Genomic DNA, 25,389 nt, shown 5'->3' on the forward strand with positions numbered 1-25,389 from the left:
GCTCAGCGTCTCGAGGACGCCCCGACCACCCTCAACACCGCAGCTGACGTCATATGCCAATGCGTACTGTCGACGATCCGGTTTCGGACAGCGCCCGCCACGTAGGGCTCCCAGCTCGCTGCCGCCGCCGATCCCGTCGGATCGTCCCGTCCGGCAGTGAAGAACGCGACATCACCGCGAAAGACACCCGGGGTGTGGTGATCGAGCAGCGCGCAGTTGTGTGCGGCACCCTCGATCAGCCTGTGGAGTTGGTCGCGGCTGAGAACGGCCGTGGGGCCGCCCGTCGCAGCCAGTAGGTCCACCGCCGATTCGGGTGTCATGTCCGCAACGGCCGCAGGCACGTCCGCATCGACGCCGATTCCCGAGAGCAGGTCGCTCACACTCACCGGCATCTCCGTGTCCCTCGGGTCCGGTTGATGCGCGTAACTGTCGAGCATCACGACGGTCGCCACCTCGTGACCCGCAGCTTGCAGTTGCACTGCGACTGCATGCGCGAGGACGCCGCCGAGCGACCAGCCCAGAAGTTCGTACGGACCGCGAGGCTGGATCCGGCGGATCTCCCCCACGTACCTCGCCGCGAAATCGTCGATCGATGCCGGCAGCGGGTCCTCGCCGTTGATCGCCGGCGACTGGAGGCCGTAAATCGGCCGATCGGGATCGATCCTGGACGTCAAACCCGTGTAGCACCAGGCGAGACCCACGATCGGGTGGAAGCAGAACAGTGGGCGCCCCTCCCCCGCGGTCCTGATGGGGAAGACCACGTCGAGCGCCCCGTCACGTTGTCGATCGGCCGAACTCAGCCGTTCCGCTATCGAACTCGGGGTCGGATCCGTCATCACCATCTGCAGTGGAACCACAACGCCGATGGACGCCTCGAGGGCACTCACCACGCGCACCGCCATCAGGGAGTTTCCGCCCAGCTCGAAGAAATTGTCGTCCGCACCCACCGTCTCGAGACCGAGCAGCTCCGCGAAGGCGATTGCCACCGCAACCTCGATGTCCGTCACCGGGGCGCGGAACGGCCGTGGTTCGAACCGCGGCTTCGGAAGTGCACGCCTGTCGAGCTTCCCCGCCGACCCCAGGGGCAGTTCCTCCAGGATCATGATCTGCGACGGCACCATGTACGCGGGTAACCGTTCTCGCGCAGACGCCGCCAATTCACGAGTGTCGATCCGCTGACCCTGTTCGGCCACGACGTAACCGACGAGGTGGTCACCGCCACGCTCGTCCGAGACCAGCGCCACGGCGGCCTGGGACACCCGCACCGCCGCCTCCAGCACCGACTCGATCTCCCGCAGTTCGATGCGCAAGCCGCGCAGCTTGACCTGGAGGTCCGTTCGGCCCAGGTACACCAGCTGACCGGTTCGGGTCCACTTCACGAGATCGCCTGTGCGGTACAGGCGTTCTCCCCGCCGACCGAAGGGATCGGCCACGAATCGTTCCGCAGTGAGCTCGCTCCGTCCCACATACCCGCGGGCCAATTGGTCGCCGCCGAGATAGAGCTCGCCGGCTACACCCACCGGAACCGGATTCAGCCGTGCGTCCAGCACGTACGCCTGGGTGTTCCACACCGGCGCACCGATCGGCACTCGCGCATCCACGGATTCGCCCAGCCTGAACGCTGTCGCGCTGATCGCCGCCTCGGTGGGACCATACGTATTGTGGAACGCGCCCGGACGGAGCGCGATCACGTCCTCCGCGAGTTCCGACGACACCTCCTCGCCGCCCACATGGAGGTGTCGTAGCGAGGACAGGGTCTCCCCCTCAACAATTGCGAGGAACGCGGCCAGTACCGACGGCACGAAATGCATCATGGTGATCCGGCGATCGCGGATGACGGCCGCCAGATAGTCGAGGTCGCGATGCCCGCCGGGCCGCGTCACCACCAGTTGGGCACCCACGATCAGGGGCAGGAAGATTTCCCACACCGAGACATCGAACGTGTACGGAGCCTTGAGCACTCCGCGGTCGTCGGCAGTGACCTCGTATTCTTCGGCGAGCCAGCGCAGCTGATTCACGATCGCGGCGTGGCTGACGGCCACGCCCTTGGGTCGTCCCGTCGATCCCGACGTGAACAGCACATAGGCCGTGTTCTGCGGCCGCAGCGGGCGCATCCGCTCGGCGTCGCAGATCGGCCGCGAACTGAACCCGGACAGATCGACGGTGTCGATGTCGACGTGCGCGATACCGGCAGGCAAGGACGCGCGGGTCCACGAAGTGGTCAACACCAGTTCCGCCGCCGCGGAGCCCAGCACGTCCTCGATACGCTCTGCCGGGTGGTCGGGGTCGAGAGGCACGTACCCACCGCCGGCCCGGAGGACCGCGCACATTCCGACGATCATGTCTGGTGAGCGCTCGAATGCAAGCGCGACAAGGGATTCCGGGCCTATCCCGCGCTCGAGGAGCAGCCTCGCCAGGCGGTTGACACGCGAGTTCAGCTCGCCGTATGTCAACGAATCGCCCTCGAAGACGACGGCAACGGCATCGGGGGTGTCGGCCACCTGAGCATCGAGAAGATCGACCAGCGTCGATGCGCGCAGCTCCACGTCCGTCGAATTCCACGTGTCCAGCATCTGGACCGTCTCGTCGTCCGTCAGCAAGGACAGATCGCGGACCCGATGACCCGGTTGCGTTGCGAAGACCTCGGCGACGCGCACCATACCCCGGACGAACCGATCCGCCGTCTCCGAATCGAACAGCTCGGTGGAGTACGTGAGCGTCCCGGCGACACCGGCAGGGTCACCGTTCTCGTCGTAACTGTCCGAGAGCGAGAAGTCGAGGTCGAACTTGGTGACATGCGCGTCGATCTCGAGCGGCGCAATGGTCAGTCCCGGCAGTTCCAGCTTCGCCTCGGCCTGGTTCTGAAACGCGAGCATGACCTGAAACAGCGACGAATACGATTGCGAACGAACCGGGTTCAGAATCTCGACCAGCCGCTCGAACGGAACCTCCGCGTGGGCCATCGCCCCGAGATCGGTCTCCCGGACCTGGTCCAGCACGTCGAGGAGGGAGGCGTCGGGATCCACCGTGGTACGCAGCACCAGCGTGTTGACGAACATTCCGACCACGTCGTCGAGCACCCGCTCACCGCGGCCCGCGACCGGAGTGCCGATCACGATGTCCGAGGTGCCCGTCACGCGCGCCAGCAACACCGCCAGAGCGGCATGCATCACCATGAACAGGGTCGTATTGTGTTGTTGTGCAACATCGCCGAGACGTCGATGCGTGTCGGCCCCGATGGTCACGGGTACCACGGCACCCCGATGGGTGCGTGCCGCGGGTCGGGGGCGATCGGTCGGTAGCTCGAGGAACTCGGGAATACCCGCGAGTGTGCGCGTCCAGTAGGCGAACTGCTTCGCGGCCGGCGACTCCGGATCACCTTCATCGCCCAGCACCTCGCGCTGCCACAGCGCGAAATCGGCATACTGAACCGCGAGCGGTGTCCACCCGGGACGGTCGCCCCTCGCCCGCGCCAGGTACGCCGCCGCCACATCCCGCGCCAGCGGTGCCATGGAGAAGCCGTCCGCACTGATGTGGTGGACCACCACGACCAGGATCAGTTCGTTGTCGCTCACCCGCAGGAGCCGCCCACGGATCGGGACCGATGCCGAGACGTCGAATCCCCGTGCGACGACCGAGAGTACGTGGGCGTCCACGGCATCTGCTGTCACGACTGTCGGCGACAAATCCAATTCCACAGTTTCAGCGGGCACCACGATCTGCACCGGCTCGCCGTCGTCTTCGGGGAACACCGTGCGGAGAGATTCGTGCCGTTCCAGCACGTCGCGCACCGCCTGTTGCAGTGCGGGCACGTTCAGGTCTCCGGTCAACCGCACGGCCAGGGGGATGTTGTAGGCCGGGGAAGCGGGGTCGAAGCGGCTCAGGAACCACATCCGCTGCTGCGCCGGCGACAGGGGAACACGTTCCGGTCGAGGCCGCCGCGACAGGACCGGCCGGTTACCCGTGCCCAGCACCGAAGACACCTGCTCGGCCAGTGCCTCTACCGTCGACGCCTCGAACAGCATCCGGACCGGCACGTGCGCATTCAACGCCTCCCCCAATCGGGCGGCCGCCTGCGTCGCGATCAGCGAGTTACCGCCCAGTGCGAAGAATTCGTCGTCGAGCCCGACCTGCTCCACTGCGAGCACCTCGGCGAAGACGGCGACGACCGCCTCCTGCACCGCCGACACCGGTGCCCGGAAGACCCTCGACTCGAGTACCGGCGCCGGCAACGCCTTCACGTCGATCTTGCCCGACGGGTTGAGAGGAAACGCGTCGAGCACCACGACCGCGGCAGGCACCAGGTACGACGGCAACATGTCTTCGAGTCTCTTGCGCAACAACTCCACATCGAGAGAACCGCGGGGCACGACATACGACACCAACGCGTCGGCGCCGGCCGCGTTGGGCCGGGCCACCGTGATCGCACCGTCGACGTCGGCGACCCGGGTGATCACCGCGTCGACCTCCCCCGGTTCGATGCGGACGCCACGAATCTTCACCTGCCGGTCCACTCGCGCGATGAACTGCAGATTGTCGTCGGCACGGCGATGCACGAGGTCGCCGGTCCGGTACATCCGAGTACCGCCCGCACCCGCGACGAAACGCACCGAGGTTCGCCCCGGATCACCGACGTACCCGCGAGCCAGTCCGGACCCGGATAGATACAGCTCGCCGATCGCACCCACGGGAACCGGGCGCAATCGGTCGTCGAGCACCCGACCGGTGGTGCCGGGAATCGGTCCGCCGATGGTCACGTGGTCGTCGACCGCGGCGAGGGTGGCGACGACGGTCGACTCCGTCGGCCCGTACGCATTGAGCATTCGCCGGCCGTCGCTCCATGCCGCGGCGAGGTCGGGATGCAGAGCCTCACCGCCGACCGCGACGACTTCGATGTGCTCGAGCCCGTCCGTGTTCAAGGACGCCAGCACCGCCGGCGTCGACAGATAGTGGCTCACCTGATGCTCGACGAGCACACGATGCAAATCCGGTCCCGCATACACCTCGGCGGGGGCGACCACCAGGCAGGCACCTGAACCGAACGCGAGCAGCGCCTCGAGGAGCGCGGCGTCGAAGGTGGGGTTGTAGGCGTGGAGCACCCGTGAGGCCGACGTGACCCGGTACCGACGCACCGCTTCCTCGGTCAGCGAGGACACACCGCGGTGCGGCACCATCACCCCCTTGGGCGTGCCAGTGGAACCCGACGTGTAGATGACGTACGCCACCTCGTCCGGATGCACCGGAACATGCACCGGAGCAACATCTTTCAGACAGTCACCCGCGGTGACCGGCAGCCACGCGATCCGGGAACCGCCCACCGACATCGCCCCGACCCCGACACACACGTCGGCCTCGGTCAGCACCCGTTCCAGACGCTCCGCCGGATGTGTCGGATCCACCGGGACGAGGGCCGCACCGGTCTTGGTGATGGCCCACAGCGCAATCATGAAATCCACCGACCGCGGCAGGGCGAGCGCGATCACGCGGCCCGGACGGGCACCTGCGTCGATCAGGACACGCGCCAGCGAATCGGACCGCGCATCGAGGTCACGGTAGGTGAGGGTCACGGCACCGTCGGAGAGCGCCTGTGCATTCGGGAAGGCGCGGGCAGTGCCGGTCAGAATCCCGGAAAGGGTTCTCGGTTCCGACGGTTCGCCGCCGTCGAGGACTGCGCCGGCAGCGAGGCCGATGCTGCCGACGTCGATCTCGGGGCGGTCGGTGACGACGGCCAGCACGTCCACGAACAACTCGGCCAGCGATCGAACGGTCGCGGTGTCGAACAGCGACGGCGTATAGGTGACGACACCGTCCACTCCCACCGGATCGTGATCCGACCAGCGCTCCGAGTACGTGAACGCCAGATCGAACGGCGTCGGCGTGGTGCGCTTCTCCGAGGTCGGCGCGAGCACGAGCGACACCTGCGGTCGCTCGCCGCCGAGCAGGTCGGCGAGCGCCTCGAACGGCACGTCCGCGTCCTGGAAAGCCGCGACATCGAAGCTCCGGACCTGCTCGAGGACCTCGAGAAACGACATGGAGGGGGTGACGCGGGCCCGCAACGCCACCGTCTTGGCTCGATCTCCCGCCAGCCCGGCATTGCCACCGATGACGATGTCGCGGTGAACACCGATGCGTGCGAGCAGGATCGCGAGAGTCGCCCGTAAGACCGTGAACAGCGTCACGCCCTGTTCGCGCGCCAACCGCAGGGCGGCCTCGTGGCGATCGGAGCCGATCGCGAACTCGTGCACGCAGTCCGAGCGGGAGGCAGCTCCCCCGACTCTCCGGTCGGTCGGCACCGGCGACGACGAACCGACGCCGCGCAACGCCCGCTGCCACCGTGCGAGGCTGCTGTCTCCGGATGTCCTCGGTAGCCGCTCCAGTTGCCCGTCGAGATACCGCCCTCGGTCCCCGGTTCGGTACATCCGTACTCCCCCGGCTCCCTCCGTGCTCTCGGGCACGAACGGGTCGGCCACGAACCTTTCGGCAGTACCCCGGGGCCGACGGTGAAACCCTCGGGCAACCTGCTGCCCTCCCACATACAGTTCCCCGACCGTGCCGGGCGGGACGGGCCGCAACGCCCGGTCCAGCACATAGATGCGGGACCCGGCATCCAGGTAGGTGGGTTCTGCAGGCTCGCGCTCTGTTCGATCGTGCCCCACCGTCCCGCCGTCGACGAGCGGCCCCCAGATATCCGCCACCACACCGGCGCAGTCGTTGCCCGACCGTGCCAGCACATTCGCGTGGGTCACTGCGACCGGTTCCGAGCCCACGGGGCAGAGCACATAGGCAACGCGGTCCGGATGAATCGGTTCCGACTCCCACGCCGTGACGTCGTTGTCGCCGGCGCTGTTCATCTCGACGTCGTCGAGCAGCACGGTCGGGTATCCGCCGTGAGGAATCGCTCCGGCGTCGGCCCGACTGAGGAGCAGCAGTGTCGGCACCACGTCGGCCAGCATGTACCGGATGCGTTCGGTGGGATGGTCGGGGCTCAGCGGGAGGCAGGTCGCGCCTGCCCGCATGACGGCAATATGCGCAACCACCCGGTCGGCCGGGTTCGACAGTCCGACAGCGACAATGCTCGAATCTTCGATTCCGGACGCCGTCAGCGCCCGCGCCAAACGGTCGGAGCGACGGTCGACCTCGGCATAGGAGAGCACCTCCCCACCGCAGCTGACGGCGACGGCGCCCGGGCGGTCGGCAACTCGCTGCAGGAATACCTCGGACAACGACGTGTCGTGGTCCGCCGATTCCGTCATCCCTCCGACGGCTCTGGCGCGCTCGTCCGGCGTCAGCAGGTCGATCGAGCTCAGCGCAACACCGGGGTTCTCGGCCACCACCACGAAGAGCCGGTGCAGCCGCCGCGTCCAGCGCTCCACCGTCTCCCGCTCGAAACGATGTTCCGCGTAACGAAATACGCCCTCGACCCCGCCGTCGTCACCGCCGACCCGATCACGCAGCGACACCACCAGGTCCAGACCGTCGAACTCCCGCTCCGTCTCCGCTTCCACCGACAGCATCACCTGGAAGAGCGGGTGCCGTCCCGGCGAAAGCTCTTGCCCGACAGCATCGACCACGCGCGCGAACGGAACCGCGCCGTGTGCGCGTGCGGCCTGCTCGACGCGATGGGTTTCGACCAGGAACTTCTCGAACGTCAGACGTGGATCCGGCCTGCTGCGCAGCACCAGGGGCTCGGAATCGTGGTCGTCCCCGCCGTCGGGGCAGTCCGACAGGACCGCTCCGATGGCGAGGTCGTCCTCACCGCTCACGACGGACAACAACACCGCCACGGCCGCGTGAACGACCGTGAAGAGCGAGACCTCGTGCCGGGCCGCCAGGTGGTGCACATCCCGACTCAGGGCGGGATCCAGGGCGAACGGAACCACACCGGTGAGCGCCCCGGAGTTCACCGAGACCTCGTGGTCCATCGGCAACGGCAAGGAACTCAGCATACCCCTGAGCTGCCTTGTCCAGTAGCGCAATTCGCGTTCGTACGGCGCAGGAATCGGCAACGCGGAACGATCGACCTTGCCGCTCGGGGTGAGCGGCACCGCATCGAGAACTGTGACCGTGGAGGGCACCATATACGCCGGCAGCCGCTCGGCCACACCGGCGAAAACGTCGTCGGGATCCAGGCCGGCGCCGTGAACGTAACCGTCCACCACCAACTCGCCGTTCCGGTCGTGTGCCACGGCGATGGCGGTGTCGACACCCGGATGCCGACCGAGGACCGCGGTGATCTCGCCCAGTTCGACCCGGAATCCGCGGATCTTCACCTGATCGTCGGCCCGGTCCACGAATTCCAACTCGTGGTCCTCAGTCCACCGGACGAGATCGCCCGTCCGATACATGCGTCGCAGATCGGTCGCGAACGGATTGGCGACGAAACGAGTCGCGCTCGCACCCGGCCGCTCCAGGTATCCGCGGCCCACCCCCGGACCGGACAGGTACAACTCGCCCACCACTCCGGCCGGCACCGGCTGCAGGAAACGGTCCAACACCACGGCCGACACACCTTCGATCGGTCGCCCGATCGTGGTGCGGGAACCGGGGACCAGCGCTTCGGTGGCCGTGGCCCACACGGTGACTTCCGTCGGCCCGTACAGGTTCAGCACGGTGCGGCCCACGCCCCAGCGCGCCACCAGTTCCGGCGGGCAGACCTCACCGGCGACGGCGAGTACCTCAAGGTCGGTCAATCCAGCCGGATCCATCTGCGCCGGGACCGCCGGTGTCGTGGTCCAGTGGGTGATCCGCTCACGCCGCAGCAGGTCGGCCAGCGCCTTCCCCCCGCGCACCGGCGGCGGCGCGATCACCAGCGTCGCCCCCGCTGTGACCGCGACCAGCAACTCGTGAATCGAGGCGTCATAGGAGGGCGACGCGCACATCAGCACCCGCGAGCGGGAATCTGCCGCGTAGAGACGACGCAGTGCGGCGGCGTGATTCGCAAGTCCCCGATGGGGCATGGTGATACCGCGTGGCGCCCCGACCGAGCCGGACGTGTAGATGACATAGGCCGCGTTGTCCAGCCTGATCGGGTGTGCCAGTTCCGCATCGGCTATAGGCGCGCCGTTTCCCGGCGCATCGGCGACATCCACCCACTCGACACCAGGAGGCACCACCTCCGGTTCCGTTGCGACAGCGATGGTGACGCCTGATTCGTCGATCATGTGCGCGATGCGTTCGGCCGGATAGTCCGGGTCCACCGGAACGAACGCCGCACCGCAACGCGCAACGGCCCACACCGCGACCACCTGTTCGATCGAGCGGGGCAGCATCAACGCAACGCGGTTTCCGACGCCTACGCCCTGCGCAAGCAGTCTGCGCGCGAGCCGATTCGATCGCTCGTGCAGAGCGCGGTAGGTCATCTCGACATCGCCACAGCGGACGGCAACCGTGTCGGAATCCGCTGTCTTGTCGAACATGTCCGGAAGGGTGAGCGGAGATACCGAGGGGGGACCGGTGAGAGGCACAAGCGTCTCGAGTTCGTCGTCGGTGAGCAATGGCAGGCTGCCGACCGCTGCCTCGGCATCCGCGCCGACGAATCCGCCCAGATACTCCAGAAATCTCTCGTGGTGTCCCGCAAGTTCGTCTCGTTCGTACACCGCCGGGTTGCCCTCGAAGTCCACGCGGACGTTCTGGCCAGCGGCACCCGGATAGATCGCCACCGCGAGGTCGTCGACCGGGCCGGCGGTGAGAACGTTCAATTCACCGAGTACCTCACCCCACCACGTCTCGGTGTGGAACATCATGATGTTGACCATCGGCCCGAAGCCGCGGCCGACGCGGGAGGTCGACCGCATGTCGTGGAGGATGTCTTCGTACCGGAAACGCTGATGTCGCAGCGCACCGGTCAGTTCCAGCTGGACACGGCGCACCAGGTCGTGTGTAGTCCCGTGCGCATCCACCGCGATCCGGAGCGGAACGATGTTGGCCACACTGCCACCCGAACGGCGCGCGCCCGCGGTGGTGCGGGCTGACACCGGGAGACTCAGCACGACATCCGAATTGCCCGTCATCCGTGCGAGAAATGCGGCGAACGCCGCGACCACGATCGGTACCTCGAACGAATTCCAGTCTCGAGCGAGTGCTTCCAGCTCGTCGACGACAGCGGGATCCATCACCTTGCCGGCGAGCAACGACACTGCCGACGGGGCGCTCTGCCGGTCGGTCAACCGGGAAGGCTCGGGCAGGTGCGCTGTGCGTTCGGCCCAGTACTCTCGGTCGATCTCGAACCGGCGGGACTGCGGGTACGCATCCTCGGCCTCATACAGTTCGCGTAGTGGCAGCGCCTTCGACGCGGGAGCCTCCGTGCGCGCGACTGCGTGCGTGTAGAGCTCGGCCACCCGATTCATCAGCACCATGGCGCCGTAGCCGTCGAGGATCAGGTGGTGCGCGAAGGTGGTGAGAAAGTAGTGGTCACGGCCGACGTGCAGCAGTGTCGCGGAAATCAGCCGGTCCCGATACACCGACATGGGGCGGCGCCGCCGCTCGTCCATCCACCGGTGCGCCTCGGCCACAGGATCTTCACGGGACCGTAGGTCGACGTAGGCGAGTTCGTCGTCGATCGTCTCGTCGGCCAACTGGTACGGCTCACCCGCGTAGTCGACGATCCGTACCCCGGGTGACTCGATGTCGAACGAGCCCTGCTCGGATGCCCACTTCAACGCCCCGACGTCCACAGGCCCACGGAGTTCGACGTACTGCGCGACGAGAATGGGGACGTTCGGTTCCAACTGCTGCGCAAACCACAGCCCCTTTTGGGCATGCGAGAGCGGGAAGGCACGTGAATCCACTTCACCTGCAGTCTTGCGCGGGAACCCCGAGCCCACTATCTGTCCCCCGATCTACAACTTGACGAACTGCCCGGACGGGGCCGTATACGTATGGGTGTTGCAGAGGAAATCGTTACGGTGACCCTACTCGCAGTCCCAACTCGTTCGCAGCGCTCGTCCGGCGGGTGCCCGTGCCACCACCGAACAGGAACATGCCTGCGCTTACCCTTACTCTTTGTTGACCGGAACAGACACGGACAGAGGAGGATACGACAGGTGGCGCAGGTCTACTAACTTCGCAGAAAACGGGAATGCGACAGCAGAAACCGGCGCGGTGACATAACCCGCAGTAGTCCTGCGCATTCCTCCCGCGACTAGCAGTTCGGCTACGCGACCAAAAACCTCATCCTCGATAGCTAGGAGCAGACCTGAATGGACGCGAAGTCGCCCAACAACTCCCACAGCGACGGTTCGATACCCGCTGAGGCGCCGACGGCACCGCGCCGATGGACCGTACGCCGGCGCGTACTGACCGGTGTGGGCGTTGCCGCCGTCGCCGTCGTCGCATGGTTCGGCTTCTCGGCCTGGCAGGTCCAGCACAACCTCACCGGCGCGCGGGACAACGCGCAGCTCGCGAAGGATTCACTGCTCGACGGCGACACGGAGGGCGCCCAGCGTGCGGCGGCCGAAGCCCGGGAGCGGGCGGAGGGCGCACAGGACAACCTGCATTCGGTCCCGTGGAGTTCCCTGGCAGCCGTGCCCGGCCTCGGAGCCCCGTTCGAATCGGCGCAGCAGATGTCCGACGTCGTGGTCGGGCTCACTCGCGACGTTCTCACACCCGCGGTCGACGTCGGCGTCGCGTTGTCACCCCGGGATCTGATCGGCGAGGGCGGCAGCGTGCAACTCCAGCCGCTGCGCGATGCGGCCCCGGCGTTGCAGGAGACGTCAATTGCGGCGCGGAACCTGGCAACTCAGGCACAGGGCATTCGAGGCGCGGGATACGTCGGCCTGGTGGACGATGCGCGGACCGAGTTACAGAATCAGACCGACGACGTGGCAAAACTTCTGGAAAACACGACGATCGGCGCCAAAGTACTTCCGGCCATGCTGGGCCTCGACGGACCGCGGAGCTACTTCCTCGCGTTTCAGACCAACGCGGAGGCACGCGCCACCGGCGGACTCGTCGGCGGCTACAGCGTCATCCGCGCCAGCGACGGAAAGCTGGGCATCGAGAAGCTCGGCAAGAACACCGAAGTGTCCTACGACAAGCGACCTCTCGATCTCGGCCCCGACTACAAGAGCATGTACGGCAACTACAATCCCTCGGTCGACATCCGAAACAGCAACCTGAGCTCCCACTTCCCGTACGCCGGCCGGATCTGGCAGTCGATGTGGGCGCAGGAGTCGGGTGAGCAGGTGGACGGAGCAATCGCGACGGATCCTGTGGCACTGAGCTACGTCCTGGCCGCCGTCGGCCCGGTCACCCTGCCCGACGGGGAGGTTGTCGACGCCGACAACGTCGTGGAACTCACCGAGTCCACCGCATACACCCGATTCATCACCGACGAGGCCAATTACCACGCCGACAACGCCGACCGCAAGGAATACCTGCAGACCATCGCCGGGAAAGTCGTCGAGAAGATGACCGGCAAGATCGAATCACCCCAGCGACTTCTCGACGCGGTCGGGAGGGCCGCCGGAGAGCGGCGCATCGCAGTGTGGAGTGCGCACCCGGAAGAGCAGGCGATTCTCGCCGACACCACGCTGGGATACACGGTGCCCCAGGATCCCGCCCCCTACGCCGGCGTCGTGATCAACAACAACGGCGGCAACAAGCTGGACTACTACCTCGACCGCGAGATCGACTACACCGCCGGCGACTGCACAGGTGATACCCGTACGACCGCCGTCACCGTGCGGCTGACCAACAACACCCCGGACACCAACTTTCCGCGCATCGTCGCAGGAACCTTCAAGGACAAGCCCCTGCCATATGGCACCAACGTCGCCATGGTGTCGCTGCTGTCGACCAACGGCGCGACCCTGACGAAGGCAAGCATCGACGGCAAGCAGTCGTTCGCCATCCAGGGAAAAGAGCTGGGTCACCCGGTCTTCACGGTCCCCGTCACCATCCCGAAGGGCGCGACGGTCGAGTTGCGATACGAACTGAGCGAGCCAACTGCACCGGGCGACGCGCGGATTCCCGTGCAACCCTTGGTGGATGAACCGAAGGTCACCGTGAACGCTCCCGTGTGCAGAGACTGATTTCCTTCGCGGTCCCCGATCGCGCTGCACCAGCCGTCGTCAATTGGAAAGGACGTTATGAGTAAGTCGGTCGCAATCGTGGGCACCAGGGGATATCCGAGCTACTACGGCGGATTCGAAACCCTTGTTCGCGAACTTTCTCCGTACCTCGTGGAACGCGGATGGAACGTCACGGTCTACAGCCGCAAGGGTGCGGTCGAGGTCGACGATCCACATCGCGACCCACGTGTCGAGACTGTCGTGACCCGGGGCGTCGAATCCAAGTCGCTCAGCACACTCACCTACGGCCTCACCTCTGCAGCGCACGCGGCACGGAAGCGCCCCGATGTCGCACTGGTCATGAACGTGGCAAACGGCTTCTGGCTGCCGATCTTGAAAGCCCGCGGAATCCCTACCATCGTCAACGTCGATGGAATCGAATGGGAACGCGCGAAGTGGGGACGTGCAGCCAAGACCGTGTTCAAACGTGGCGCGCAGCTGACAGCAAGGTTCGGTGACCAACTCATCTACGATTCTCACGAAATCGGTCGGCGCTGGTCCAAGGAGTTCAAGCGTGACGGCAATTTCATCCCCTACGGCGGAACGATACCTCCACAACTCGACCCCGTCGAAGGACTTGCACCACGCTCGTACGTCCTGATGGTCTCCCGGTTCGTTCCAGAGAACACAGTTGAAGAATTCTTCTCTGCCGCCGAAGCTTTGAGCCGAGACTGGGATGTAGTCATCGTCGGATCGTCTGGCTACGGCGGCGAGCTCGACCAACGGGCGCAAGACCTAGCCGAAGGTTCGGCGCGCATTCATTGGCTGGGGCACGTGAGCGACGACGAAAAGCTGTTCTCACTGTGGCAGAACGCCGGCGCCTACTTCCACGGTCACAGCGTGGGTGGAACCAACCCAGCATTGATCCAAGCCATGGCCTGCGGTGCGCCTATCGTCGCTCGCAATACCGTGTACAACCGCGAAGTGCTCAGCGACGCCGCTCAGTTTGTCGAACCGCAGAGCGACGCAATCGCGAAGGCAGTGGACGAGGTTCTCTCGGACCGTCGGTTGCAAATGGAACTTAGCGCCGGCGCGATCGAACGCCAAGGTGATCAGTACACCTGGGAGGGTGTCTGCGACCTCTACGAACAACTCCTCGTCAGCGCGTGTGCAGGTACGGCGGAATCAACTCGCAGTCGATGACGAAATCGCCGACACGTCCATCCTGTTCAACGTCCGCTGCGCCGGAAGCAACTGCACGGCCGCCACCACGATCTCACTGGCGGCGAAAGCCCACGCGACTCCGGTAGCACCGAACGTCACCCCGCACGCGATCATCAGCGGCAGCCCGACAATCGCACCTGCGCACGTACTCAGGAGCACTGCCCGACTGTCCCCGGCAGGAATGAGAATCAGCCGTCCCGACGCCGAGTTGGCTGCCACCGCCACAAACGCGACTGCGAACGCAATTGCCACGCCCGGTGTGGTTGCCAGGTCAGGTCCGAATATCAATCGAGATGCCGGAACACCCAAGACCGCGATACCCAGGCCCCCGATGATCCCGAGCAGTCCGGTGAGCATCAATGCCAGATGGAGTCGGCGCCTGTCCTTCCCATTTCCGTGCTCGGAGACCCATGACTGTAAAGCATTCACCGATGCGCCGAGCACCATCGTGGCGGGGCGATACATCTTGTCGGCCGAGGAGAATCGTGCGACGACAGCGGGTGACGTAATAGCGGCGACGATCGTGACGGGACCCGATGCGTATGCGCTCGCCAATATTTGACTGGCCGCAAGACCCTTCTCCGTACGATGCAGGCGCATCGCACGAGAAACGCTGAATGCGCCGAACCCGTGGCCGCGATTGAGCAGCACTGCCAACCACGACACTGACACCAATCGAACACTCATGAGAAGTAGGGGATACACCCATAGCGGTGCACCAAGCACCAGCAGTGACGCGCTGACTGCGGTGACGGCAATGGTCGGCAGGGTTTCGTACGCGACGAGCCCGCGAGGCCGATTCATCCCGATGAAGTACCACGAAGGCGTGAGACCAGCATTGACTGCGATCGCCACCGCCACCAAGATTGCAATACCCGCATCCTGCGGAACAAGTAGCGCTGCGGCCAAGCCGGCGCAAGAGCAGGAGACCACCGAGATGACCAGGCGGCCCACAAGGCTGTCGTTGTACAACTCGACGAGTCGTACTCCACGCATGCGCGCGGCGAGTGTCGGGCCTGAAAATCCCCAAGAGTAGAGAATGGCCGAGCCGCCCATGGAGCCAATCGACTGTCCGACGACAAATGCAGACCATTCATCGATCGACGAAGTTCTCGCGACGACCGGAAGCAGCATGAAGGGAGACAGCATCGCGATAACCGAGATCGAACTCAGGCTCGCCATACGCCGGATGGCGTTCCAGACCTCAGATCTCGGTCGCTGCATCGAACCCACGAAGCCCGTCGACGAAGATTGCGGCGACCTCTCGCGAGAATCGGTCCCGCTCGCGCGAAATCATGTCTCGGTATTCGTCTTGACGAGCACTGTGCTTTGCTTGCGCGCCGAGCACTTCGCGAAGCCGTTCAACAGTGTCGTCGACCAATTGTGGTGAAGGAACAATCTTGTGCTCGGTCGGGATGGGTACGTCCACCCCGTTTGCTGCGGACCCACGCGCAGCGGCCACCACAATGGCTCCGGCCGTTGCCGCCTCCCTGGGCATTCGATCCTTCCCAGGATGTGGGCCGAGATCGAGATAGACCGCACTTCGGCCGAATAGTCGATACACCTCGTGCGGCAGCATGTTCGAGGCGGGAAGGAAATCAACCTCCGGCAGACGACTGGCCACCTTGCTTGCCAACAGTCCACCCTTCATGGGGTTGTAGACCACAGTGTTCGAACGCCGATCCTCAGGGTGCCGGTGCTTCTGAATTTCCTCGACATCCGGAGTGAAATCGGATAGACACGACGCGACAATCCGGCAATTCGCGTGCAGGAACCCGTGCGCATACTGCGACTGAGCCAGGTGAACCACGCTCGACGGTAGCGTTCGATGCCGGTCACGCAGCGTGATGGCCACCTTTCCGTATCTCCTCGCCAGCGCTAGGAGACCCGCGCGCTCGCCAAAGCCATTCCTGTGGGCAATCAGGTCGAGGCGAGGTCCGAAGGCGCGAGAATTGTCAATGCTCAGCCACCAACAGAACTTTTTCGAACGTGGGTACCGACGCAGATGCTCAACGCTGACTTCGGGAGAAATGATGGCATTGCTTTCATTGTCTGTTATCTGCGTCCGTTCAGGGGCTTCGTAGCAATGGTATTGGGGAACACGCGGAGAGTCCTCGGTTCCCGGCAGTGGAACAAGATAAGCATCCTGACCTTGTTCGCGCAGAGTATGAACCAACTGATGTAGCGCCTCGGGCCCGCCGGTCCGAGCACCTCGCGGGTACAGCACGTAGAGCTGATCGAACACAGATTACCCTCTCGCCAATGCGACACCACAACTGAATTTACTCGGCCGCAACCGGATCAAGAATATAGTTGCGGACTCTCTACTCGTTCGTCATCAGTCACTGGACGTAACAAGGCGGCGAACACGATCCAGATAGCGCTGAACCAGAACATACTGGTCAATGTCGCCGCCGTCAGGAATGACACCGCCACCGCTGCCGCAATCGGTCGCCGTCGCCATGGCACGTGGTACAGCACCACAGCACCGAAAACCAAGATAAGGGAGAGCCCGACGATCCCGACGTCGTAGAGAATTTGAACCGGAAGCATGATGAGATGCCCCGGAACGCCGGGGGAACCGGGCTGCTCATGACGCACACCAAAGGTGTTGGTGCCGTTACCCAGCCATAGGTTGACTCCGTTCATGTCCTCGGCCGCGACCTTGGCGACCGTTACGCGAAAACCGATCGTGCCCCCCTGAAGGTTGACGTCACCCAGCTTGTCCTGGGTTTGCGGAACGGTCGTGTCCTGTACTGCGGGTGCCGTTTCAGCCACACCGAATTCAGGTAGGTTCGACGAGGCGCCATACGCTACCAACACTCCCACGATAATTGCGGCAGGCCCAAACCAGAATTCTCCCCGCCATCGCGTATGGCGCCGTCTGCGCGCGAACTCGTACCCCACATAGACCGCGAGACCCAGAATCATGCAGAACACTGCAGTGCGGGTTTGCGAACCGACGAGCCCCAATGGGACCGTCACAGCCGCCACGATCATCCATCGACGTTTGTATCCCTTTCCGGCGACCAACAGTAGAGTCCACAAGACGAGAATCGACGCGTAGATGTTGGCCTCGCCCGCCGTCAACCGGGCTACGTATACCTGGTACAGAGAGTCGAGATCAGTGCCCCAGGCCACATTGCCGCCGGACACGTTGGCGACGAGATACATCGCAAAGCCTGCAGCCGCCCAGGGCACCACGAACCGGATCCCGATCCTTTCGGCCCAGACTGCCCTCTCACCCAACGACATCAGTCCCGCGAGTAAGAGAAGGTCGATGGCGAACCAGGCCAGAATCGAAATACTCTTGGTCAGGCTGGGAGAAAAGAGGAAGGATGCAAACACATTCCACACAATGAACGCTGCGAGGGCCACAACCGCGGGGTGCCGGAGGGTATGGACGAAATCGTGCCGGCGGCGTGGATCGACGAGCAACCACCCCACAAGGATTACTGGGGCAACTTGCTCCCAGCGCACAGTGAAACCCCAGAGCTCGAAAGACAAGCGGCCCAGAAACGATGTCGTCACCACCACCATCACCAACGCGAAAGTCACGACCTCACTGCGCCCCACAATCTCACCGCGCCATCGGGGGTTCGCCGTGGCTGGCGCCGATTCGACCGTCCCTTCGCCCCGATCAGTCACAGTGAACTCCTGCTCTCGCTCTCGGATGTGATTCGAGCGGAAGAGACCGCTAGAAGGTTCTGAGCGAAAAGACGAAACTTCACCGACTCCGCGCTCCAGTCGTTCTCCTGGTCGGACTCGGGGCGCGCTCGCAGTTTGTAGGCGGCGGAACGCGCGAACAGGCCGCCCGCGACTGCCCATTTCCAACCGATGTTCTGCAACCGGGTGCGAGACAGCCGCCATTTGTACAGGTCGTACATGTTGACCACCCACGCCGAGTTGGGCACCCGCGACACCGTGGGCGTCGCCGAACTCTCGCCGATCAGGTGAACTCCGGTCACCGAGGGCACCGTGACGACCCTCTCGCCCGATTCCTTGACCCGCAGACAGAACTCGATATCTTCCGCGTACATGAACCACCGACGGCTCAGTCCGCCCAATCGCATCCAGGTGTCGCGTCGCACCAGCATGCAAGCACCGGACACCCAGTCGACGTCCCTCGCATCCACCGACGAGTGCCGTTTGAGGAGATACAGTCCCTCGACGAGTGGCGAGTATCCGGCCAGTCGTGAGAGACCGGAATAGTGGCACAGTACGCGCCACAGGTCCGGTTTCCTGCCGCACTCTCTGATTGCGAGCCGTTCCCCCGGTTTGTCGAGCAGCGGGGCCACTATGCCGATACTGTCGTCCGCGTCGAGGATTCGACTCAGCGCGAAGACACTCTCCGCGTCGACAACGGCATCGGGGTTCAGCAGAAGCACGTGTTCACCACGCGCCTCCGACACTCCTCTGTTGACCCCGCCGGCGAATCCCAGGTTCTCCTCACTTCGGATCACCCGTGCGCGCGGACACACCTCGGACACCCTGGCGATCGTGTCGTCGATCGAATTGTTGTCGACGACAACGATGTCCAGCGCGGGCGCGGATGCCAGCACCGACAGGCACTGTTCGATGACCGCAGCGCTGTTGTACGTCACGATCACGACCGAGATCTTGCACCCGTCACCGCGCGCCTCGTCCGGTGCGCTCATGTCCATATCTCCTTGCCGATCTCGTCACGGAATCGACGCACACCGAACTGTGCCTCGAACCTCCGCCGCGCCCGACTCGCGCGTTCCGTCGCGTCTTCGATCGAAAACTCCTCGAGCGCCTGCCGCCACGCCGCCACATCACCTGTCGGTACGAGACGCCCCACGTCGTCACCGATGATCTCGGGCAGACCGCCACTGTCGCTGGCCATCACGGCGCGTCCCGCCGCCATCGCCTCGATGGCTATGGTCGGCAACGGATCCGGCTTGATGCTCGGCACCAACACCAGGTGCGCCGCATCGAGGTACCTGCGGACGTTGTCGGTCTGTCCGACTATCGACACGCTGTCGGGACGTTCGAGTCTTTCCACGCGATCGACCACGTCGACAGACGCGCCGTTCAGGGGCGGCGCGCCCAAGACGATGAGCTCGATGTCCGACCGATCGAGTCCGTCCCACGCGTCGAGGAGAACATCGTGTCCCTTCCACGTGTTCCACCTGCTCGCCACGACACACACAAGCCGCTCGTCAACAACGAACGGTGTCGGTTCCGGCAGCTCGAAACCGTTGTAGACCACTGTCGATCGGCGGACGAACTTTTCGGGCAACGGACGGCGAACGGCGTTGCTCACGCACACGATGCGTTGCGCAAACGACATGAACGGAGTCACGAAGAGCGCCGTCTTGCGATCCAGGAACTCATGGAGATGCAGCACCGTCGCTGCACCGGCGAGTCGCGCCAACGGCAGCATCAAGACCAGAGCCGATGTGTTGACGTACATCTTCGACGGCCGCGCGCACACGACGGCGACCGCCGTGCGAAGGAAACGCCCGACGAGTCCGGGGAACGCTCCGAGGCGGAGGTACGAACGCCGGATCACGGGAAGTGGCATCCTGCGCACCGTATGCCCCAACTCGGCCAGCGCAGTCGACAGCTCGTTCCCGGGATAGTCGACGTCTGTCGGTAGCCACACCTCCACGTCCCAATCACTCGGAACGTCGGTCAGAGTCTCCAGGAAGACCCGGTCGGCTCCGTACATCTCGTCGGAAGGATGCACAGCGATGAGCTTCTTCGGACGTCTCACGGTGCGGCCTTGCCGGGCGCGGACCGGACCCGCACCATCAGTACGCACCGTCACTCGCCACCACAGCCTTCAGGGTCTTGGCGATGATCAACATGTCGCCGACCATCGACCAGTTCTCGACGTAGGACAGATCCAGACGCACCGAGTCCTCCCACGACAGGTCCGAGCGCCCGCTCACCTGCCACAGGCCGGTGACACCGGGCTTCACCAGGAGCCGGCGACGCACCTCGCTCTCGTAGGACTCGACCTCGACCCGCAGGGGAGGCCTCGGCCCGACCACACTCATCTCACGTCGCAGCACGTTGATGAACTGGGGCAACTCGTCGATGCTGAACTTGCGCATGACGCGGCCGACACGGGTGACACGCGGATCCTCTCGCAGTTTGAACAGAACTCCGGCACCGTCGTTGTGCCCGCTCAGGGTCGCGCTGTGCTTGTCGGCGTCGTCCACCATCGACCGAAACTTCAGCATCGGGAACGGCTTGCCATCCATGCCCATTCGTTCCGATTTGTAGAACACAGGCCCTCGACTCGTCAGCTTGACCGCCACCGCTGCAACAACCATCACGGGACTCGCCAGCACGAGCGCAAGAATGGCAAAGATCAGATCGAACGACGTCTTCCCGAATCGCTTCGCGCCGTGATAGCGCGGCTTCTCCACGTGGATCAGAGGCAGACCCGCGACAGGTCGCATCTCGAGGCGCGGCCCGGAGACGTCCATCATTCCCGGAGCGACCACCATGTCGACGTCCAGCTGCTCGAGATCCCACACCATTTCACGAAGCCCGTGATGGCCGAGATGCTCGGTCGCCGTGACCGCGACGGTGTCGGCCCCGGATCGCTCGATCGCATCGACGACGTCGTGCTCGTCGCCGAGGACCGGAATCGATCGCCCGTCCACCGTGATCGTGTCGTCGGACGACCGGTAATGAGCTGGGATACATACCCCGACCACGTTGTACCCGTCCGCTGTTCCACGGTCGAAGGTCCTGGCGAGGTTGCGCACGGAGCGTTCGCCTCCGACGACCAACACCGATGTCTGGCACAGCCCGCGCGCCCGCTTGCGAGCGAGGACGCGGCGCCACATCCAACGGGTCAGCAGCAGACCGAGTAGACCCGTGGGGAATGCGATCGCCAGGTACAGCCGTGCCAATTCCAGCTGCAAGAGGAGCGCTGCGATCGCGATGAGCCCGAACAGTCGTAGCGTCGCGGTGGCGATGCGTCGATACTCCTCCGGGCCACTCCCGACCACTCGTGGGGATCGCACGTGAAAGACGGCGAGCATGGCGAGCCACGACGCCACGAGAGCGACGGAAATCAGACCGTAGCTCACGTTGCTCAGAGTGCGCGAGTCGACGAGGGTCCCGGGGCCTCCGAAGCGCACCCATTGAGCCAGAGCCACCGCTGCCACCACGACGAGGGTGTCGGTGAGGAGAATTCGCCTGATGTACACGGCCAGCCAGTGCCGGCGTGCGACCCCTCGTTGCGCTGGAACTGCCGCAACGTTGTGGACAGCTGAAGATCTGTCCACAGTCGAGTTGAACGTCGCCATGCATCCCCTCCACTGTCGAACCGACCGTCGGCAGAGTGTGATGGTCGAGTCGGCCGTTTCACGACAGCGGATCTCTGGACGCGGACCGTGCCGTCGTCACCAACGAGCAAAAACCAGAAGTGCCCCGAGCACCGCCATGTAGATAGACGACATCGAACATTCACAACGAGTGTGGACGCTATCAGCGCGATTCCGTCCTGTCTCATCCGCACCGGCGACATGAGACCGCGCGGTCTGCACTAAATACGGACTGAGCAGCGGTTATTCGCTCCTACAATTGGTTCGGGGACAGTCGTTTTCGTCAAACTGACCACAGGTGTTCGGGCAGAGAGATTTTCACGCAGTCAAGTCCGCATCGCGGTGTCTGCGCACACTCGAAGTCCTGCCAACACTCGAATTGCATACCCAAAGTTGGCGATTGCGAGACGTATGCGATCCCATCACCGAATCGAAGATAATCTTCACGAGTCGGCACCGAAATTCGGTGACCGACTCGAGAATTCGAACGGTCCGGCATCGACGCTCTCCCGTTTCACGCCCCGCCACGGTGGGGCGTGGCCGACGCACCGACCTGCGGCTGTCCCATCCGCGCCCGAACGCGGGCGGTCACCTGCCAGATCAAGGTCGTGTCATGGACGCTGATGCACGGCACGCCGAGCGCACGAGCGTGCTGAACGGCAGCCGATTCCGTCGGCGAACAGAGCCCGTCCAGAATGTCTTCGGTGACGATGACGCAGAGCACGTCTCCCTCGAATTCGCGGATCGGTTCCAGCCCGTGGAGCGACACCCATTGCCGGACCATCGCCCACTGCGACACATCGTTGTAGCGGGTGGGATTGCCGACGAACAACACGCGGCGAGACCGCCGGGCTCGGGCGACCTCGATACTGGAGATGGGTGACATGACAAAGGGGCTCCTGTCCACGTGAACGGCTGATCCCGGTACGAGACAACTCTCTCCCGTCCCGGTGCCCACGTCTGTCCTCCGATCAGGTCATGCATCGAATGAATCGCGCCTCCCCCGATCGGGGGACACCCCCGCACGTGAGTGGCACAGTGTGCTCGGGTGCGCATCGGCACTCACATGGGAGGTTGCATGATCACCGTTCTATGCTGCCGCGGCATCGGTGAGGATCGGGGCGTCAACATGCTCACCAACACCACACAACTGCTGGATCCCGCACGGTTCGTCGTCAAACAGGTTCCGTGGGAGGCAAGTTACGGACCGGTGCCCGATCCGGGTGGATCGGCGTTCGACAAGGCGCTGTCCGAAGGACGCACGCTTCTGTTGCGGATGATCGCGGAAGATCCGAGTCCCGTTGTTCTGCTCGGCTACTCGGGAGGCGCTGCGCTCGCCGGCAACGTGGCGGCCGAGGTGGGACGGGGGCAGCATCCCTCGCTGGACGTTCGCGGGGCCGGTCTGATCGCCGATCCGCTGCGGCCGGCATCTCCGGACCTGCCGGGCTGGGGAATCGCGGGGCAACGCCCGATCACGGGGATGCCCGTGTGGCAGATCGCCGACCCGTTGGACGTCATCTGCTGCTGTCCGAGCAACTCGCCGCTGCGCACGTTCGCGGACCAGTCGGCGGCCTTCTCACTCGCCGACCCGGCGGCGTGGGTGGCGGACCTCCTCGACCGACTCCGCACCCGCCGGTGGCAGGCGGTGATCCTGAACTGGTGGCGACCGTGGACGGTGTGGCAGCAATACTCCGAGGCAATCGAGGATGTGAACGGTTACCTGTTCCGGGGCGACCACACCAGTTACTGGGTGCGGCTCGCCCCGGGCACCAATCGCACCTACAGTGAGCTGCTCGCCGATCGCGTCGGCAGCCTTTCGGACTGATCCCCGCACGCCGAGGGATTTCAGAGTGGGCCGCACGGGGCGGAGATGCAGATACATGCATTGCTCGACGCCCACCCGTCATCGCACTCCCCTCCGTCGTTCTCGGATCGGCAGGTGATCGATGAGGTCCGTGGCATGAACGGCACCGTCATGGGAGCGGATCCGCGCTCCCAGAGTTGCTGCGGTCACCCTGTGCGGTCCGGCTACGAGCAGCTCGCCGACAGCTGACCGGATTCGCTCGGGCGAAGCCGTCTTGCGGAGGCAACGGGCCACGCGGCGCTGCTCCAGACTGCGGCCGATCATCTTCTGATCGAGCGCCGGGTGAATTGGCAGGATGACCAGGGGCAGGTCGTGCGCGAGGGCGCGCATCGTGGTGTCGTGGCCGCCGTGCCCGACAACGAGAGTGGCGGTCGGCAGGATCTGTTCGTGCGGAACGTAGCCGTGCACTTCGATGTTCGGGCCCGCTGTGAGGGTGCTCGGGTCGACGGACGGCCCGGTAGTGACAACGGTGTGGGCGGACAGTCCACCGACAGCCTCGAGGACGTTCTGCAGGGCCCGCTGTTGCCCGTCGAAGTTGAGACTGCTGAGGCTGACCAGGATCAGCGGATCGCGTTCGGACACGGGTGTCAACGTGGACGGCATCGAATGGTGCACCACCCCGGTGTAGTGGACGGAGACGGGCAGGCTCCTGCGGGAGGCCGGATCGAGTTCCTTCTCGGTCGTTACCAGCGCCAGGTCCGATGACGCCCACAGCCTCAGTGGCCGTTGGCCTTTCAGACGGGCCATCACAGGCGTCATACCATGCGTCACGTCTCGATACATGTACTCGTAGTAGGTGTGTACCAGCGTGACACGCATCAGGTTCGCGTCGTCGGCGGCCTGCAGGGCCCCGTACAGCAGGCAATCGACCACGACCACGTCTGTCGGCTCGCACGCGACGGTGTCGAGTAGATCGATTCCGGGCCCGGCGTCGGTGAAGACAGCAAGCGATTGGTACACGCCGGCGATACCGGGATGTCTGGCGGTCGACTGCCAGGGTCGTGCGTGGGTGTAGGCCGTGAAGCGGAAACCGTGGCTTTCGATTCGCCGGCGTTGCTGGGCGTGTCCGAGAAATCGGACCTGGTGACCGCGGTTGCGCGCCTCCGTCGCGATGCCAAGAGCGGGTGGCACGTTGCCGCCGCCGTCCCAGGTGACGAACAGAATGCGTGCCATGGGGTGCCTCCAGACGCTCGAGGTCGAGCCCGTCAAAAGCTGCTCGGGCAGTCGGTCCGGCAGTTGGGCTCGCACGCGGCCGAGCTGGGCCTGATCGGTGAGTTCGGCCGACGAGCAGATCGTTGCGGAAACGAGCCAGACGAGAACGTCTGTCGCCGGAGCCCGTTGGGAGAACAACAGGTCACGATCGCCTGCTGCCAATGGGTTCAGGACGTCGCATGAATGATCCGCTCTGTGGTCTACGCGGCAACCTGCGCCCGCGCCACCATCCGGTATGGGCGGGCGGCCCGACTTTCATGTCTACAACGATCGTCTCCGGATTACCGGCCGTCAACAGCCGCGGTACAGCCGATGCGCGTAGTCGCAGCCCAGGATCGGTGCCCATGCCCCTGGGCGGCGACTTCACGCTCCGGCATCCCAGTGGGCCGATACGCAATCTCGATGAACTAGCCATACCACATGACGCGAGCACCAAAGGCGGGCGCCGCGATGCTCGCGACGCCCGCTACTCGCCGCTTCTTCGACTAAGGGGTGCCGCCGTCGGGGTTCTCCGCGTCCGGGTTCTCCGCGTCCGGGTTCTCCGCGTCCGGATTCTCCGCGTCCGGATTCTCCGCGTCCGGATTCTCCGCGTCCGGATTCTCCGCGTCCGGATTCTCCGCGTCCGGGTTCTCTGCGTCCGGATTCTCACCCGCCGGGGGCTCGCCTACTGGAGGCTGCTCGACCGCCGCCGGCGGGTTCTCGACGACGGCAGGCGGAAGCACCACCGGCGCCTGCTGCTGACCTGCGACCGGAGCCTGCCCACCCCCGC

At 64.7% G+C, this 25,389-nt stretch carries 12 protein-coding genes and 1 pseudogene; 3 read left to right on the forward strand and 10 right to left on the reverse strand.

The genetic code is table 11. The features are described from left to right. Positions 1–2 precede the first annotated feature (2 nt). Positions 3–10,787 carry a non-ribosomal peptide synthetase gene (locus tag G9373_RS23500; protein ID WP_167117010.1) on the reverse strand — a complete coding sequence of 3,595 codons (10,785 nt, stop codon included), beginning with the start codon at positions 10,785–10,787 and terminating at the stop codon, positions 3–5. A 411-nt stretch (positions 10,788–11,198) separates the two neighbouring features. Here G9373_RS23500 and G9373_RS23505 point away from each other — a divergent pair, with 411 nt between their 5' ends. Together G9373_RS23505 and G9373_RS23510 are read left to right on the forward strand one after the other, a co-directional pair. Further along, complete coding sequence (locus G9373_RS23505) at positions 11,199–13,031, forward strand: DUF4012 domain-containing protein (RefSeq protein ID WP_005561286.1); 1,833 nt, start codon at positions 11,199–11,201, stop codon at positions 13,029–13,031. A gap of 57 nt (positions 13,032–13,088) precedes the next feature. After that, positions 13,089–14,213: a glycosyltransferase gene (locus G9373_RS23510; RefSeq protein ID WP_005561284.1), complete on the forward strand. Its 1,125-nt coding sequence runs from the start codon at positions 13,089–13,091 to the stop codon at positions 14,211–14,213. On the opposite strand, the gene G9373_RS23515 is transcribed toward G9373_RS23510, so the two are convergent. The 7 genes from G9373_RS23515 to G9373_RS23545 all read right to left on the reverse strand — a co-directional run bounded on the left by G9373_RS23515 (position 14,196) and on the right by G9373_RS23545 (position 22,430). Then, positions 14,196–15,416: a hypothetical protein gene (locus G9373_RS23515; RefSeq protein WP_005561282.1), complete on the reverse strand. Its 1,221-nt coding sequence runs from the start codon at positions 15,414–15,416 to the stop codon at positions 14,196–14,198. The two genes, G9373_RS23510 and G9373_RS23515, sit on opposite strands and share 18 nt — an antisense overlap. Positions 15,417–15,438: 22 nt before the next feature. Then, entirely contained in the window at positions 15,439–16,479 is a 1,041-nt protein-coding gene (locus G9373_RS23520; RefSeq protein ID WP_155756057.1) for a hypothetical protein, read from the reverse strand. 56 nt (positions 16,480–16,535) lie between these two features. Then, positions 16,536–17,882, reverse strand: a complete 1,347-nt coding sequence (locus G9373_RS23525; RefSeq protein ID WP_269591388.1) for a hypothetical protein — start codon at positions 17,880–17,882, stop codon at positions 16,536–16,538. Next, positions 17,879–18,892: a glycosyltransferase family 2 protein gene (locus tag G9373_RS23530; protein WP_240960686.1), complete on the reverse strand. Its 1,014-nt coding sequence runs from the start codon at positions 18,890–18,892 to the stop codon at positions 17,879–17,881. Before G9373_RS23530 ends, G9373_RS23525 begins: the two co-directional genes overlap by 4 nt. Further along, entirely contained in the window at positions 18,889–19,974 is a 1,086-nt protein-coding gene (locus tag G9373_RS23535; RefSeq protein WP_248949873.1) for a glycosyltransferase family 4 protein, read from the reverse strand. Before G9373_RS23535 ends, G9373_RS23530 begins: the two co-directional genes overlap by 4 nt. Positions 19,975–20,011: 37 nt before the next feature. Continuing rightward, complete coding sequence (locus G9373_RS23540; protein ID WP_167117016.1) at positions 20,012–21,526, reverse strand: sugar transferase; 1,515 nt, start codon at positions 21,524–21,526, stop codon at positions 20,012–20,014. 532 nt (positions 21,527–22,058) lie between these two features. After that, a complete protein-coding gene (locus G9373_RS23545) occupies positions 22,059–22,430 on the reverse strand; it encodes a hypothetical protein (RefSeq protein ID WP_133986260.1) in 372 nt (123 codons plus the stop codon). Positions 22,431–22,622: 192 nt separating this feature from the next. Here G9373_RS23545 and G9373_RS23550 point away from each other — a divergent pair, with 192 nt between their 5' ends. Further along, the gene (locus tag G9373_RS23550; protein WP_167117019.1) at positions 22,623–23,369 is read left to right on the forward strand and encodes an alpha/beta fold hydrolase; all 747 of its coding nucleotides are present in this window, start codon (positions 22,623–22,625) and stop codon (positions 23,367–23,369) included. Between the two features lie 78 nt (positions 23,370–23,447). On the opposite strand, the gene G9373_RS23555 is transcribed toward G9373_RS23550, so the two are convergent. Continuing rightward, positions 23,448–24,581, reverse strand: a complete 1,134-nt coding sequence (locus G9373_RS23555) for a nucleotide disphospho-sugar-binding domain-containing protein (RefSeq protein WP_167117022.1) — start codon at positions 24,579–24,581, stop codon at positions 23,448–23,450. A gap of 524 nt (positions 24,582–25,105) precedes the next feature. Next, positions 25,106–25,389: pseudogene (locus G9373_RS47735) on the reverse strand (chromosome condensation regulator RCC1); the annotation flags it as partial.

Source organism: Rhodococcus sp. A14 (genome assembly GCF_011603105.1).
Classification (GTDB): Bacteria; Actinomycetota; Actinomycetes; order Mycobacteriales; family Mycobacteriaceae; genus Rhodococcus_F; species Rhodococcus_F opacus.